The following is a 15,076-nucleotide window of genomic DNA, read 5'->3' as shown; positions in this document are numbered from 1 at the left end:
AAGCCGCCGCACGCCGGGGTCAGGAACGCGCAGACCAGCGGGCTGACCAGAAGCGTGCGGCGGCTCTTGCTGCCTGGACCGCTGCTGCTTGGGCACCACGGAACGGCGCCACGAGCAGGCGTCCCAGTAGCCCGATCACCGACGGCGGCACCCACAATGCACGAAGCCTTCGCAGGGTGGGGGCATGGGCGCGCAAGGCTGATTCAAGTGCTGCGATCCGGGCGCCGGTCACGTCCTGGCCATCAGTTGAGGCCCGGGGGCCGGCTTTGCCGTTGCCCGCCGGCGCATCTGCCACTGCCGGCGGGGGACCGTACTCGCGGCGTTCGAAGTTTGCGGTCAGTGCTGCAGCGGCCCGGTGGGCAGCATCGTCCATTCCGCCCTGTTCCCCGAGCAGCGCGGACTCCCGGAGGCGGGCGCTGTAGGCGCGCGGGGTTTCGCTGGGCTGCGGTGGCAGGCCGTAATCAGTCCCCAGGTCCACCATCTCGCTCCACGCCAGAACCGCGGCCGTGCCTGGATCCACCGCCCGAAGCCGGCGTGCCCTAATGCCCTGCCGGGCCAGGCGTGGCGCAACTGCCAGAAGGGCAACTCCCAAGGCACCGCCCAGGCCCAGGAGCAGGGGCAGCAACTGCACGCCGGTATCTGTGCCGCCGTCGCCTCCCCCGGGAGCGGGCAGGGGAGCGGCGCTTGGTGCCGGCGCAGGAGCAGGGATCGCGTCAGGGACCAGATCGTCATTGTTCTCAAGAGCACCCGGCGCTGAAGGGGCTGATGCCTCCGAGGCGTAGTCGGGAACGAACCCGCGGGAGGGCGTGGGCTCAAACGGCACCCATCCCAAACCCTGGAAGTACAGTTCCGGCCAGGCGTGGGCGTCCCGGGCGTCCACCTCGTACTCGGGCAACGCGCCCTCGCCTGCCACGGAGACGGTGGCACCCGTTAACCTGCCGGGGGCATAGCCAACGGCGACGCGGCTGGGAATTCCTTCCAGCCTTGCCATTACGGCCATGGCCGACGCGTAGTGGATGCAGTACCCGCTTTTCTCATCCAGGAAATCCGCAAGGACCGACAGGCCGTTTCCGTCATAGCCGCCCTGCACGGGCGACTGCAGGGAATAGGTGAACTCCGCGGAGCGGAGGTACCTCTGGATCGCCATGGCCTTTTCATACGGCGTGGCGCGGGAACCGGCCACCGTGCCCGCCGTAGCCCGGACAATCTCGGGAATATTCCCCGGGATCCTGGTGAAGTCGTCCTCGATGCCCTGCACCGCCGCCGAAGACCGGGCCAACTGCCCGGCAGTGAGCTTCGGAACTGAGGACCGGACCAGGTATTCCTGCCGCCGGGAGGTGGTGTCCGTTCCCTTGATGCTCAGGGTGGCCGGATCCCAGGTCCACCGGCCGTTAAGGCCGCGCACGGATTCCGGGGGATATGGGGCCGGCAGGTAGGGGCTTGTGAATGTTCCGGCATCAATCGCGGTCACCACCGGCTGCTGTTCGTCCGCAAGGACCACATAGCCGGGGTCGATCTGGCTGCTAAGGGAGCGCCGGGAGGCGTTGCGGTCATCCGGGCCCCACGAGTCGCCGTCAAAATGGTCCACGGTGACTGAGCGCAGGTACAGCGGTTTCGTGGAATTGGTGGCGTACGTGATCCGTCCGGTGCCGGCAGGAGTCCGCAGGCTGTTGCCCAGGGTGATCATCGGGTTCAGGCCCGTTGACGTGCCCCAGGGATTAAGGCGGGAACCCTGCGGGAAAGTGCCCTGGTCAAAGCCCGGAATTGCCAGCGGCACCAGCAGGGTGGCAACCAGGGCAACCGACCCTGTCAGAACAGCCCGCCGGACCTGGCCCGGGTTGCGGGCGGAATCAGCCGCAATCCGGGGGTCCGGGACAAACCACTGGCTGCAGGCCAGGATCATCAGGTATCCGGCCACGGCGGCAGTGAAGCCCCAGAACCCAACGCTCTGGGGCTTGATCATGGCCGGCACCACGAGGATGGCCAGCAACCCCGCACCCGTGGCGGCAGGCATGCCCAGCGGCACCGCGAGCGCGTCCACAAGGATCACTGCCAGGCCCAAAACGGCGCAGATCACCATCACGATGCCCACGTTGGGGGCTACGGGGGCAGTTTCTGACAGCACGGTTTCGCTGGCCCGGCGGATCAGCCGATTAAGTTCAGCCAGGCTCGCCCCGGTGGGGATGATGCCGGCAAAGCTGGAGCCGCGGAAAAACGTCAGGGTCAGGACGGTGCCCAGCGCAAGGAACCCGCCGGCGGTGACCAGCAGGGGCTGCGCCCGCACCGCACGCAAGGCGGCCAGGGCAAGACAGACCATCAGCACCGTGGTGAGCACGGGCCAGTACCAGCCCCAGCCCCGCAGAACCCCGTTCAAGGACAGGGCAGCCCCGGCCACGCCCACGGCAATGGAACCTGCCATCATCCACGGGTAGGGCCCAACCGGGGGACGTCCTGCTGCGTTTACTGCCGGCGCTGCCGGTTGCTGGTCCATTCCGGTGTTCCGGGGCGGCGCAATGGTCATCCTGCCACCTCCGCTCCGCGGCGGACCTCTGCGGACTGGGTTTCCGGCAGGGCCGGGTCCTGGTCGAAGTGGCTCCAGGCTGCTGCAACGGATACCGACGGCGGCACGGCAGCCGCCCGCCAGCCTCCCTGCCGGAGCTTTTCGAGTGCGTCCTCGAAATCCGCGGGGCGGTCGGTGGCAATGATGGCGAACGCATTGGTGCCGTAACCGGCGGCCGGGGCGAGGGACAGGGCTTCCAAGGGTGAGATCCTTCCCAAGACAGCGATTACCGGTCCCCGCATGCGGTGCGCTGACAACTTGTCCATCAGGTTGTCATCAAAGGGTGCCGGACCGGAGTCCTGGTGCCCATGGAAATCCCGGGGGCCGGGAATGTCCTTCCGCCCGGCCTCGCGGCGGGAATGCGGCCCTGTGAGCTGGATTGCCGCGAGGCTTTCGGCGATGGACTGAAGCCCGGATGCCCCCCTGTATTCCTCCACGCCGGGTTCCGGGGCCGAGGGCGAACGCAAAAACGCCGGTTCCCCGCGGACGTCCAGCACGCGCAGGCCGTAGTTGCGCTCAGCGAGGTGGGCACTGATGGACATGGCGGCAACCACAGCCCACTCGAAGGTTGCGCTGCTGACCATGGAGTGGCCGCCCAGTGCTGCGCTTCCGGACGGTACTGCCCCTGACCCGCCGGAGAAAGCGGTAAACCTCTGGTCCAGGATGATGGTGGCCTCGGGCGTCGTGACCGATTCTTCCTGCCGGACCATCAGGGAACCGTGGCGCGCTGTGGCTGCCCAATGCACCCGGCGCATCGGGTCACCGTGGCGGTACTCGCGCGTCATGACGTCGTCGTCGCTGGGGTTTGCCCGGATCCTGGTCGCGGTGACCCCGTCGTTGCCGCGGGCACCGGCGAGCCCTGTCAAGGGGAGCGCGACGGCGGCGGGCGTCACGGTGAGGGTGTCGCCGTCGTCTATCGCCTGCCGGTGCAGTGACAGCCCGAAGGGATCGGTGAACTCCGCCGTCACTGGACCGATAAGGAACTGGCCGCGCTGCGTGGAGCGCAGGTGGTACTCATACCGGCTGGTGCCGCCGGTAGCCGAACGGGACGGAAAACGGAAGGCGGGCGACTCCCCGAACCGTGCCGGCAGCCTTTCCTCCATCGTCGCCCTGCCGGTGGCTGCGCCCGTCCGCGCAACTGCAAGCCGCACGGTGGTGGGGGCCGAGGTTTCTACCGGTGACGGGTTGAACTCCCGGTACACCTGGAAACGCGGTTTCACCAGGCGGATCCCGGCAAGGGAAACCAGCGGAAGGACGAGCAGCAGTACAGCCAGGCTCAGCAGGTCCCTGCGGCCCATCACCTGTGCCGCGGCAAGTGCCGCCGCGCCTGCCACCAGCATTCCCCAGCCCCGCCGGGTGAAGAGGTGTCGGGGCAGTTTGTCCGGCAGCACCATGGAAAACCGCCTAGTGGTTCCGGCTCAGGCCCGGGACGGGGGTGTTCCGGTTCATTGACCCCGAAGTCCTGGTCCCTGTATCAGCGGGCCTTTGCGTGACCGGCAGCCTGGACAGGATGCCGCGAAGGACGCTGTGCGGGGTCTCTCCGGCTCCGGCGGCCTTGCGGTCCAGGATAATCCGATGGGCCAGGACAGCTTCCGCAACCTGCACGACGTCGTCAGGGAGCACAAAGTCACGGCCGTCAAGGGCCGCGGTGGCCTTGGCAGCCCGCAGGAGCTGCAGCATGGAACGGGGGCTCGCGCCCAGGCGGAGCAGCGGACTCTCGCGGGTGGCCCTGCCCACGGATACCGTGTACTCCTTCACGGCCTGCGAGACGTAGACCTGCTGGACGGTGGCGATCATGGCAGCGACATCGGCACTGGTTACCACGGCCGAGACCTTTGCCAGCGGCGACGTTGCCTGATGGGTCTCAAGCATCTCGATCTCAGAGTCCTTGTCCGGATAACCCATCGAGATGCGTGCCATGAAGCGGTCCCGCTGGGCTTCGGGCAACGGATACGTGCCCTCCATCTCGATCGGATTCTGTGTTGCCACCACCATGAAGGGTTCATCCAGCCGGTAGGAAGTACCGTCCACCGTCACCTGGTGCTCTTCCATGCATTCGAGCAGGGCGGACTGGGTTTTGGCTGAGGCACGGTTGATTTCATCACCAATGACGATGTTGGCGAATACCGCACCCGGCCTGAACTCGAAGAGCCGGGACGACTGGTTGTAGATGGAAACGCCGGTCACATCGGAGGGCAGCAGGTCCGGCGTGAACTGGATCCGGTTGACGGTGCAATCGATGGTCCTGGCGAGAGTTTTGGCCAACAGCGTCTTTCCCACGCCCGGAACATCCTCCAGGAGCAGGTGCCCCTGGGCCAGCAGGACGGTCAGCGCCAGCTTCGCGGCGTCGGACTTACCGTCGATCACTGTGTTGATGGTGGTCAGGATCCGCTCGCTGGCGGCGTGGAATGATGAGGGGTCCATTGCCGTTTGCCGGTGCCCGTTGAGGGGGCTGACCGGGTCTGCGAACCCCGCCAGACTGCGGTTCGCAGCGCTCACATCGTTGGCAGTGCGTCGGTGGGATTCCATCGGCAACCTTTCAGCCAGGCATTCACCTGGACGGACAGCAAGCCCTGCCTTCGCCCGTCGGTGGGCGACCGCATGTGTTCGTACCAGACTACTAACACAACTGCTTCGGCTGACAGAGAGTTCCAATAAATCTGGGGGACTGTTCCCGGTTAGGGTGGATGGATGTGCAATCCGCTGATCCCCGCCGCTTACCGGGCTAACGCCGGAGACGGCGGCCAGGAAGCCGGAACTTCCCCCAAACGGGAATATCCGCCCGCGCCCGAGCCTTTGCCGGTGCCTGTAATGGACAACCACACGCATCTGGATTTCCCGGACGGGAAGGCTCCGGTGGGCATCAAGGAGGCGCTTGACGCGGCGGCGGCCGTGGGGGTCCAGGGTGCGGTACAGGTGGGCTGCGATCTCGAGTCCTCACGGTTTACGGTGCAGGCGCTGGATCTGGATCCGCGGCTGCTGGGAGCTGTGGCGCTGCATCCCAATGACGCTCCACGCTACGCCGAGCGCGGTGAGCTGGAAGCGGCCCTGGCGGAAATTGAGCGGCTCGCCGCCCACCCCAGGGTCAGGGCCATCGGCGAGACCGGGCTCGATTTTTTCCGCACCGAAGGGGAAGGCCTGGCACACCAGCGGAATTCCTTCCGCCGGCATATCGACATCGCCAAGCGGCTGGACCTGACGCTGCAAATTCACGACCGGGATGCACACCGCGACGTGGTGCAGGTGCTGACGGAAGAAGGAGCTCCGGAACGGGTGGTTTTCCACTGCTTTTCCGGCGATGAGGAGCTGGCAGCTGTCTGTAATAAAGAGGGCTGGTGGATGTCCTTCGCCGGCACCGTGACCTTCAAGAACGCAACCAACCTGCGGGCCGCGCTCGCCGTGGCGGATCCCGACCTGGTCCTGGTGGAAACAGACGCCCCCTTCCTGACACCCCATCCCCACCGGGGCCGCCCCAACGCCAGCTACATGGTCCCGTACACAGTCCGTTCCATGGCCGAATTGACAGGTACGGACCTGGCAGAGCTGTGCAACCGAATCCAGCAGAACACGCTGCGGGCCTACGGATCCTGGGATTAAGATCACAACGCGGCGGAACCTGAGTTGCATACCGGGTATTCACAAATATTGGTCCCTTTATAACGCTACGGTTACAGTAGGAATTCATTAGCCGGGGTCGGGGAAGGCCGCCGGGTAAATGCACTCGATTCGCAGCAGGTTTCTGCCGACCCTGGTTCCAGCCTGCCTGATGCCGTAGTGTGGCGCCGCAATGATGCCCGGACCCGCCCTTTTGGGATAGTGCCGGGCCTTTTATTGCGCTATCCCCGTGCCCGGAAGGACCTAAAGTAACGGGCAATCGTGGTCAAGTTCTTCACAACGGACGGCAAGTTCAGCTACATCAAGGTTGGGACCCAGCTCCTGGTGCTGTGCGCACTGGTGGTGGGTCTCGTAGCCTTCGTGGGCAATAACAAAACCATCACGCTGAACGTCGACGGCAAGGTAACGTCCGTTCAGACCTTTGGTGGAACAGTCGGCCAGGTGGTCAAGAGCGCCAACGTCGAGCTGAAGCCGGCCGACAGGGTCTCGCCGGCCGTGGATGCAACCGTCCAGAACGGGACGGTCATCAACGTCAACATGGCGAAAGAAGTCAAGGTCAGCCTGGACGGCTCTGAAAAAACAGTGAACACCACGGCCCAGAATGTCGCCGGACTCGTGACGGAGCTTGGTGTCGCAAGTGCATCATTGGTTTCCGTTCCCAAGGACGCCCAGCTCTCGGTAGCAGGGTCCTTCGTTTCAATTTCCACCCCCAAGTCCGTGAGCATTGTTGCTGACGGCAACGTGCAGACCGCCACGACAACTGCCGCCAACGTCGGCAAGGTACTGGAAGATGCAGGGCTTACCCTTGGCGCCAATGACCGGATATCCCAGCCTGCGAATGCGCACGTAGTGAACAACATGGTCATCAAGGTCTCCCGCGTGGACACCAGCCAGACTGCGGTCACCACCGAGGACGTCGCCTTCCCGTCGGAGACCAAGGAAAGCGCTGAGCTGCTGAAGGGCGAAAAGGAAGTTACCCAGGCTGGTACTGCCGGCAAGATGGAGAAGACCTACAAACTGGTGCTGGTTGACGGCCGCGAAGCGTCACGCACGCTCGTGTCCGAAGCTGTCACCGTGCAGCCCGTGACCGAGAAGATCACCGTGGGCACCAAGGCCAAACCTGCGGCTCCGGCAGCTGCGGCTCCGGCAGCGCCGGCCCCCGCTCCGGCGGCCAGTGCAGCTGCCAACACCGGTGCCGCCGCCCCGGCGATGATGAACGAGGCCATGTGGGACAAGGTCGCCAAGTGCGAATCAGGCGGAAACTGGTCCATCAACACCGGCAACGGCTACTACGGTGGCCTGCAGTTCGATATCCGGACCTGGCTTGGATCCGGCGGCGGCGCCTACGCCCCCAACGCCAGCCTCGCCACCAAAGCACAGCAGATCGATATTGCCAACCGCGTTTACGCCCAGCGCGGCCTGCAGCCGTGGGGCTGCGGCTGGGCTGCCACCAGCTGACGCCACCTGACCCAGGCCCTGCGGGGCAAAGCGGCCGGCTCCGGATCTTCCGGGGCCGGCCGCAGCACTTAACGACGCCGGGCGCAAGTGGCGCGCGGGATAGGATACCTAGGTGACTGAACCCATCCCCGCCGCGCCCGCACCGTTGTTTGGTGCTTCCGACATACGCCGGCTGGCGGAAGAGATAGGCGTCCGGCCAACAAAGACACTGGGCCAGAACTTCGTCATTGACGGCAATACGATCCGCAGGATTGTGGCCGCGGCGGGTGTCGGCCCGGACGAGACAGTCCTGGAAGTGGGGCCCGGCCTGGGATCGCTGACTTTGGGGCTGCTGGACGCGGCCGCCTCGGTGGTCGCGGTGGAGATCGACCCCGTACTGGCCGCAAAGCTTCCGGCCACGGTCAAGGAGTGGCGCCCGGCTGCAGCTGGAACCTTCCACCTGGTGCAGGCCGACGCCATGAAGGTCACAGAACTCCCGGTCCAGCCCACCGCCCTGGTGGCCAACCTGCCCTACAACGTAGCCGTGCCCGTGGTGCTGCACCTGCTGCAGCACTTCCCCAGCCTGCAGCATGGGCTGGTGATGGTGCAGGATGAGGTGGCTGACCGCCTTGCTGCCGGCCCCGGCTCCAAAACCTACGGCGTGCCCTCGGTAAAGGCTGCCTGGTACAGCCGGATGCGCAAAGCCGGCGTCATTGGAATGAATGTCTTCTGGCCCGCACCCAAGATCCATTCCGGGCTGGTGTCCTTCACCCGCCACGACCCTCCGGCCACCACAGCAACCCGTGAGCAGGTTTTCGCCGTGGTAGATGCCGCTTTCGCGCAGCGCCGCAAGACGCTCCGCGCCGCCCTCGCCGGCTGGGCCGGAAGCGCGGCAGAAGCCGAGCGCTGCCTGCTGGCCGCCGGCGTCGACCCCACAGCCAGGGGTGAAGTGATCGACATTGCAGCCTTCGCCAAGATCGCGGAAGCCCGCGGGGCGCGGCCGTGAAGGCACCGGCGGGACGGTTTACCGCCAGAACCGTCCGCGCCAAGGCTCCGGGGAAGGTCAACGTCTCCCTCGACGTCGGGCCACTCCGGCCCGACGGCTACCACTCCGTGGCCAGCGTGTACCTTGCCGTATCCCTGTATGAGGAGGTGGCGGCCACCAGCACCGAGGCCCCCGGCATTACGGTCAGCCTCAGCCCGGACAGCACGCTGGACCTTGACGACGTCGATATTCCGCTGGACCGCAACAACCTGGCGTACAAGGCGGCAGCCATCATGGCGGACGTCTCAGAGCGTGCCACCGGGGTCCATCTGGAAATCACCAAACGGGTGCCGGTGGCAGGCGGCATGGGTGGCGGCTCTGCTGACGCTGCCGCCACGCTCCTGGCCTGTGATGCCTTATGGAACAGCGGGCTGTCCCGTGAAGAACTCGCGCACCTTGCCGCGGAGCTTGGCGCCGACGTCCCCTTTTCCCTGCTTGGCGGAACTGCCGTGGGCCTGGGCCTCGGCGATGAGCTGTCCCCGGCCCTGGCCAAGGCGCAGACCGACTGGGTGCTGGTCACGGCGGATTACGGGCTGTCCACGCCCGAGGTGTACAGGACGCTGGACCGCCTGCGGGCAGCAGAGGGCATCGACGTTGCCGAACCCACAGGGGTGGATCCGCAGATCCTCACAGCCTTGCGCAGCGGGGATGCCGAAGCCCTGAGCCGGGTCCTGGTCAATGACCTCCAGCGGGCGTCCATCGAACTGGCTCCCTCACTGCGCGATACGCTGGGAATTGGCGAAGCGCACGGAGCCATTGCAGGCATCGTCTCCGGCTCAGGCCCCACTGTGGCGCTGCTGGCCGACGACCCCGTGGCTGCCGAAGGCCTGGCGGAGAACCTGCGGCGCTACGGCCTGACCGCACTCGCCGTCCACGGCCCCGTCCCGGGGGCCCGCATCATGTCCGACACCCTTCTCTAAGACGTTCAGTTCCTACTCAGCAGCAGAAAGCAGTTCCCTTTGGCACACCTTCTTGGCGGCGAGAACCTGACGGTCTCCTACGCAACCCGCACCGTCCTTGACGGCATCACCCTCGGACTCGAAGAGGGCGACCGGATCGGCATGGTAGGCCGGAACGGTGACGGTAAGTCCACCCTGATGCGCCTGCTGGCGCTCCGGTCCACCCCCGACTCCGGGCGCGTTACCAAACGCGGCGACGTTAATGTCGGCTACCTGGACCAAAGCGATGTGCTCGACGGCGACCTGACAGTTGGCGCGGCGATCGTAGGGGACCAGGCGGACTACGAGTGGGCACGGAACCCGCAGATCCGGGAAATCATGGGCGGGCTGGTGTCCGACGTCGACTGGCACGCCAACGTCCACGCCCTGTCCGGCGGGCAAAAACGGCGCGTTGCCCTGGCCAAGCTGCTCATCGAGGACCACGACGTCATCATGCTCGACGAGCCCACCAACCACCTCGACGTCGAAGGTGTCGCCTGGCTCTCCCGGCACCTGAAGACGCGCTGGCGGGCGAACCAGGGCGCTTTCCTGGTGGTCACCCACGACCGCTGGTTCCTGGACGAGGTCTGCAACAAGACCTGGGAAGTCCACGACGGCATTGTGGACCCCTTCGAAGGCGGTTATGCAGCATACGTGCTGGCCCGCGCCGAACGGGACCGGTCAGCGGCCGTCATGGAAAGCAAGCGCCAACAGCTGGTTAAAAAGGAACTCGCCTGGCTTCGCCGCGGAGCGCCGGCACGCACCGCCAAGCCCAAGTTCCGCATCGAGGCGGCGAACGCCCTCATCGCCGACGTGCCCGAACCCCGGGACTCCACGGCCCTGAGCAAAATGGCCACCGCACGCCTGGGCAAGGACGTGCTGGACCTGGAAAACGTCTCGCTGGACTTCCTCGGCGGTGAAAAAGGACAAAAGCTCTTCGACAACATCACCCTCCGCCTCGCCCCCGGCGAGCGGCTCGGCCTGGTGGGCGTCAACGGCGCCGGCAAGACCACCCTCCTGAAGCTGCTCAACGGCCAGATCGAACCCACCTCCGGCAAGCTCAAGCGCGGCAAGACCGTGGTCACCGCCGTGCTCACCCAGGAAGTCAAAGAGCTCGACGACGTCTCGGACCTGCGCGTCATCGAAGTAATCGAGCGTGAAAAGCGTTCCTTCAGCGTGGGCGGCAAGGAGTTCACGGCCGGCCAGCTCGTGGAACAGCTCGGCTTCACCAACGAGAAGCAGTGGACCCCGGTCAAGGATCTCTCCGGCGGTGAGCGCCGCCGCCTCCAGCTGCTGCGCCTGCTGGTGGGGGAGCCCAACGTGCTGATGCTCGATGAGCCCACCAACGACCTCGACACTGACACCCTCGCCGCCGTCGAGGACGTCCTTGACGGCTGGCCGGGCACGCTCGTCGTCGTGAGCCACGACCGCTACCTGCTGGAACGCGTGACCGACCACCAGATGGCGCTGCTGGGTGACGGCAGGATCCGCGCCCTGCCGCGCGGCGTCGACCAGTACCTGGAACTGCGGGAAGCAGCCCTGGCCGGTTCCACCATTACCGGCGGCGGCAACCCCGTCACCAGCAGCGGGTCAGCTTCCCCGGCCGCCGCTCCTGCCGGCCCGTCCGAAGCCGAAAAGCGCGACGCCCGCAAGGCCAAGAACCGCATCGAACGCCAGCTCGGCAAACTCGAACAGCAGGAAAAGAAGCTTCACGACCAGATGGTCAAGAGCACCGCCGACAACGACTTCGACGCCCTGGCCGAACAAAACAAAAAGCTCAAGGACCTCGCCGGCGAACGCGAAGCCCTCGAACTCGAATGGCTGGAAGCCCTGGAAGTCCTCGGCGAATAAGCCAAACGGGACGCGCGGCAGTAGTGGTGCAGGAGGCCTTCGTGCAGTCGCGCAAGAGAAGCCGGACCAATCAGCTCCCGGACATGAGCTCCGGGTCCTTTCTGAGGCCGGTGAGGCCGTTCCAGGCGAGGTTCACGAGGTGTGCCGCGACGGTCTGTTTGTCGGGCTCGCGGCTGTCCTGCCACCACTGGCCGGTCATCGCAACCATGCCGACCAGCATCTGGGCGTACATTGCCCCGTCCTGGGCGCTGAAGCCGCGGCGGTCGAACTCGTCGGAAAGGATATGCTCCACGCGGGCGGTGACGTGGGAGAGCAGGGTGGAGAAGGCGCCCTCGGGCTGTGACGGCGGGGCGTCGCGCATCAGGATCCGGAACCCTTCAGTGCGGTCCTCGATGTAGGTCAGTAGCGCAAGGGCGGCGCGTTCCACCAGGACCCGCGGCTTTGCCTCCTGGGTGAGGGCTGTGGTGATGGCGTCCAAAAGGATGCGGAACTCGAAGTCCACCACCTGGGTGTACAGCCCCTCCTTGGATCCGAAGTGCTCGTAGATGACCGGTTTGGATACTCCCGCGGAGGCTGCGATTTCCTCGATGGTGGTGCCGTCAAGTCCCCGGACTGCGAAAAGGCCCCGTCCGACGTCGATCAGCTGGCTCCGCCGCTGAAGGCCGGTCATCCGTGTCCGCGGAGGGTTGTTGCTCACATTTCCATCATGCACTACGCGTCCCCGGCCGAACTGCAGTGGCCCGGCCGCGCCCGCAGGAGGGCAGGCGGGGGCCGGAACGGGGCCGGAACGCGGCAGGACCGGGGGATGAACGGCCCGTGTCGCGCGGCGCCCCGAACCCGTGGCAAAATAACTACTTGTGCCCAGGCAAAGCGCCGCGGCACGGTCCGCTCTGGTGTAATGGCAGCACCCCGGCCTTTGGAGCCGTGGAGTATAGGTTCGAATCCTATGGGCGGAACTGCTGTGCGAGGAGCGTTCAGTAGGATGACATTCGGTGCCGGGACGGCCTAGGGCCGCGCGGGCACCGCAAACGCCAGCGTCACTTAGCAAGGAGAGCCTTACGTGATCCCCGAGAATACCGGACCGGCCGCGGTCATCGTTCTGGCGGCAGGCGCCGGTACGCGGATGAAATCGCGCACTCCCAAGATCCTTCATGAGATTGGCGGCCGGTCCATGGTGGGCCACGCTCTCCTGGCTGCACGCAGCGTCAATCCGCGGCAGCTCGCCGTCGTGGTCCGCCATGAACGTGATCTGGTGGCACGCCACCTTTCAGAGCTTGATCCCGCCGCAGTCATCGTGGACCAGGACGACATTCCGGGCACCGGGCGTGCAGTGGAGGTGGCCCTCGAAGCCCTGGACGGCCACGACCGCCTCACGGGAACCGTTGTCGTGACCTACGGTGACGTTCCCCTCCTCTCCGGAGACCTGCTGGCCGAGCTTGTGGCCACCCACGAACGTGAGGCCAACGCAGTCACCGTCCTCACGGCGGTCCTGGACGACGCCGCCGGTTACGGCCGCATCCTGCGCGGAGACGACGGGACGGTCACCGGCATCGTCGAACACAAGGACGCTTCCGACGCCGAGCGGCTCATCCGCGAGGTCAACTCGGGCATTTACGCCTTCGACGCCGCCGTCCTCCGCGACGCACTGGCACACGTCACCACCGACAACTCCCAGGGCGAGAAGTACCTCACCGACGTCCTCGGACTGGCCCGGCAGGCAGGCGGCCGGGTCGCGGCCGTCGTCACCGCCGACCGCTGGCAGGTTGAAGGCGCCAATGACCGCGTCCAGCTTTCCGCCCTGGGCGCCGAGCTGAACCGCCGGGTCGTGGAGGCCTGGATGCGCGCAGGCGTCACCGTGGTGGACCCGGCGACCACCTGGATCGACTCATCCGTGACCCTCGACGAGGACGTCCGGATCCTGCCCAACACCCAGCTGCACGGTGCCACCACGGTGGCGAGGGACGCCGTCGTCGGCCCCGACACGACACTGACCGACGTCACCATTGGTGAGGGTGCCAAAGTAGTACGGACCCACGGTTCAGGGGCGGTCATCGGCCCGGACGCCGCCGTCGGGCCCTTCACCTACTTGCGCCCCGGCACCGTCCTGGGCGAAAGCGGCAAAATTGGTGCCTTCTATGAGACCAAGAACGTCACCATCGGCCGCGGCTCCAAGCTGTCCCACCTGGGCTACGCCGGCGACGCCGAAATCGGCGAGGACACCAACATTGGCTGCGGGAATATCACTGCCAATTACGACGGCGAGAAGAAGCACCGGACGGTCATCGGCTCGGGCGTCAGGACAGGCTCCAACACAGTCTTCGTTGCCCCGGTCACCGTGGGGGACGGCGCCTACAGCGGCGCCGGCGCGGTGATCCGGAAGGACGTGCCGGCCGGCGCGCTCGTGCTGTCGGTTGCCGCCCAGCGCAACACCGAGGGCTGGGTGGCCGCGAACCGCCCCGGCAGCCGCTCCGCTGAACTGGCCCAGGCAGCCACCCAGGATTCCTCAAGTACCCCGGCACCTACAGAAGAGGGCAAGCGATAATGAGCGAAATTACGGCGCGCGGCGAAAAGAAGCTGGTGCTGGCCACAGGGCGTGCCCACCCCGAACTGGCCCGGGAAATCGCCAAGGAGCTCGGCACCGACCTCCTTCCGGTGGACGCCTACGACTTCGCCAACGGCGAGATCTACGTCCGTGCCGGCGAGAGCGTCCGCGGAACCGACGCTTTTGTCATCCAGGCGCACCCCGCGCCGCTGAACAACTGGCTCATGGAACAGCTGATCATGATCGATTCGCTGAAGCGGGCCTCCGCCAAGCGCATCACCGTGGTCTCACCCTTTTACCCGTACGCCCGGCAGGACAAGAAGGGCCGCGGCCGCGAACCCATCTCGGCGCGCCTGGTGGCAGACCTCTACAAAACCGCCGGCGCCGACCGCATCATGAGCGTGGACCTGCACACCTCCCAGATCCAGGGCTTTTTTGACGGCCCCGTGGACCACCTGATGGCCATCCCGCTGCTCGCCGACTACATCCGCACCCGCGTTGATGCCGAGAACATCACGGTGGTTTCGCCGGACACCGGCCGAGTGCGCGTCGCGGAGCAGTGGGCAGAACGCCTGGGCGGCGCCCCGCTGGCGTTTGTGCACAAAAGCCGGGACCTCACCGTTCCCAACCAGGCTGTCTCCAAAACAGTGGTGGGCCAGATCGAGGGACGGACCTGCGTCCTGATCGACGACATGATCGACACCGGCGGAACCATCTCCGGTGCGGTGAACGTGCTGAAGAACGCCGGGGCCAAGGACGTCATCATCGCCGCCACGCACGCCGTCTTCTCCGAACCGGCTGCCCAGCGCCTCTCAGAGTCCGGCGCCCGGGAAGTGGTGGTCACCAACACGCTGCCGCTCACCGCCTCACAGCGGTTCCCGCAGTTGACGGTGCTGTCCATCGCTCCGCTGATCGCGCGTGCGGTCAGGGAAGTCTTCGACGACGGCTCGGTCACCAGCCTGTTCGACGGCAAGGCCTGACCGCGCGCGGACCGGACCCGGTTTCAATAAGTTGGTTCAGCGCTGATAGACTCTTCAGCGATACCTTGGCGAGGGAGAGCGCCGGTAACCCCCACGGGTACCGGTCCG

The 15,076-nt window shown here is 66.1% G+C and carries 11 protein-coding genes and 1 tRNA gene; 8 read left to right on the top strand and 4 right to left on the bottom strand.

Annotation, left to right across the window (positions count from 1 at the left end; all coding sequences use genetic code 11):
* Positions 1 to 19: 19 nt before the first annotated feature.
* From AC5RVN_RS07670 to AC5RVN_RS07660, 3 genes are read right to left on the bottom strand one after another with little or no spacing between them, the layout of a single operon-like run.
* Positions 20 to 2,521, bottom strand: coding sequence for a transglutaminase TgpA family protein (locus AC5RVN_RS07670; RefSeq protein WP_494137534.1), 2,502 nt, complete (start codon positions 2,519 to 2,521; stop codon positions 20 to 22).
* Entirely contained in the window at positions 2,518 to 3,954 is a 1,437-nt protein-coding gene (locus AC5RVN_RS07665) for a DUF58 domain-containing protein (RefSeq protein ID WP_494041015.1), read from the bottom strand. Before AC5RVN_RS07665 ends, AC5RVN_RS07670 begins: the two co-directional genes overlap by 4 nt.
* 10 nt (positions 3,955 to 3,964) lie before the next feature.
* On the bottom strand, positions 3,965 to 5,089 hold the full coding sequence (locus AC5RVN_RS07660; RefSeq protein ID WP_494137533.1) for an AAA family ATPase: 1,125 nt from the start codon (positions 5,087 to 5,089) through the stop codon (positions 3,965 to 3,967).
* Positions 5,090 to 5,251: 162 nt separating this feature from the next.
* Between AC5RVN_RS07660 and AC5RVN_RS07655 the strand changes: the two genes are divergently transcribed.
* The 5 genes from AC5RVN_RS07655 (at position 5,252) to AC5RVN_RS07635 (ending at position 11,446) form a co-directional block, all read left to right on the top strand.
* On the top strand, positions 5,252 to 6,157 hold the full coding sequence (locus AC5RVN_RS07655) for a TatD family hydrolase (protein WP_494104635.1): 906 nt from the start codon (positions 5,252 to 5,254) through the stop codon (positions 6,155 to 6,157).
* 279 nt (positions 6,158 to 6,436) lie between these two features.
* Entirely contained in the window at positions 6,437 to 7,633 is a 1,197-nt protein-coding gene (locus AC5RVN_RS07650; protein WP_494137532.1) for a resuscitation-promoting factor, read from the top strand.
* Between the two features lie 112 nt (positions 7,634 to 7,745).
* Positions 7,746 to 8,618 (top strand): 16S rRNA (adenine(1518)-N(6)/adenine(1519)-N(6))-dimethyltransferase RsmA, encoded by an 873-nt coding sequence (rsmA, locus tag AC5RVN_RS07645; protein WP_494041011.1) that lies wholly within the window; start codon positions 7,746 to 7,748, stop codon positions 8,616 to 8,618.
* On the top strand, positions 8,615 to 9,577 hold the full coding sequence (locus tag AC5RVN_RS07640; protein WP_494137531.1) for a 4-(cytidine 5'-diphospho)-2-C-methyl-D-erythritol kinase: 963 nt from the start codon (positions 8,615 to 8,617) through the stop codon (positions 9,575 to 9,577). The genes rsmA and AC5RVN_RS07640 overlap by 4 nt, the downstream gene beginning before the upstream one ends.
* A 39-nt stretch (positions 9,578 to 9,616) precedes the next feature.
* Complete coding sequence (locus AC5RVN_RS07635; RefSeq protein ID WP_494104639.1) at positions 9,617 to 11,446, top strand: ABC-F family ATP-binding cassette domain-containing protein; 1,830 nt, start codon at positions 9,617 to 9,619, stop codon at positions 11,444 to 11,446.
* Positions 11,447 to 11,516: 70 nt separating this feature from the next.
* Here AC5RVN_RS07635 and AC5RVN_RS07630 read toward each other — a convergent pair whose 3' ends face one another.
* Positions 11,517 to 12,143 carry a TetR/AcrR family transcriptional regulator gene (locus AC5RVN_RS07630; protein WP_494137530.1) on the bottom strand — a complete coding sequence of 209 codons (627 nt, stop codon included), beginning with the start codon at positions 12,141 to 12,143 and terminating at the stop codon, positions 11,517 to 11,519.
* Positions 12,144 to 12,330: 187 nt separating this feature from the next.
* Between AC5RVN_RS07630 and AC5RVN_RS07625 the strand changes: the two genes are divergently transcribed.
* From AC5RVN_RS07625 to AC5RVN_RS07615, 3 genes are all read left to right on the top strand, one after another.
* Positions 12,331 to 12,402, top strand: a tRNA-Gln gene (locus AC5RVN_RS07625).
* A gap of 104 nt (positions 12,403 to 12,506) precedes the next feature.
* Entirely contained in the window at positions 12,507 to 13,988 is a 1,482-nt protein-coding gene (gene glmU, locus AC5RVN_RS07620) for a bifunctional UDP-N-acetylglucosamine diphosphorylase/glucosamine-1-phosphate N-acetyltransferase GlmU (protein ID WP_494041007.1), read from the top strand.
* A complete protein-coding gene (locus tag AC5RVN_RS07615) occupies positions 13,988 to 14,968 on the top strand; it encodes a ribose-phosphate diphosphokinase (RefSeq protein ID WP_163164303.1) in 981 nt (326 codons plus the stop codon). The genes glmU and AC5RVN_RS07615 overlap by 1 nt, the downstream gene beginning before the upstream one ends.
* Positions 14,969 to 15,076 lie beyond the last annotated feature (108 nt).

Source organism: Arthrobacter sp. sptzw32 (genome assembly GCF_059089735.1).
Note: the sequence above shows the minus strand (reverse complement) of the source record. Positions and strands in the feature narration are given on the sequence as shown.

Coding starts and splice junctions, on each gene's coding strand:
- AC5RVN_RS07670 (WP_494137534.1), bottom strand. CDS start 2,521: ATGACCATTGCGCCGCCCCGGAACACCGGAATGGACCAGCAACCGGCA.
- AC5RVN_RS07665 (WP_494041015.1), bottom strand. CDS start 3,954: ATGGTGCTGCCGGACAAACTGCCCCGACACCTCTTCACCCGGCGGGGC.
- AC5RVN_RS07660 (WP_494137533.1), bottom strand. CDS start 5,089: ATGGAATCCCACCGACGCACTGCCAACGATGTGAGCGCTGCGAACCGC.
- AC5RVN_RS07655 (WP_494104635.1), top strand. CDS start 5,252: ATGTGCAATCCGCTGATCCCCGCCGCTTACCGGGCTAACGCCGGAGAC.
- AC5RVN_RS07615 (WP_163164303.1), top strand. CDS start 13,988: ATGAGCGAAATTACGGCGCGCGGCGAAAAGAAGCTGGTGCTGGCCACA.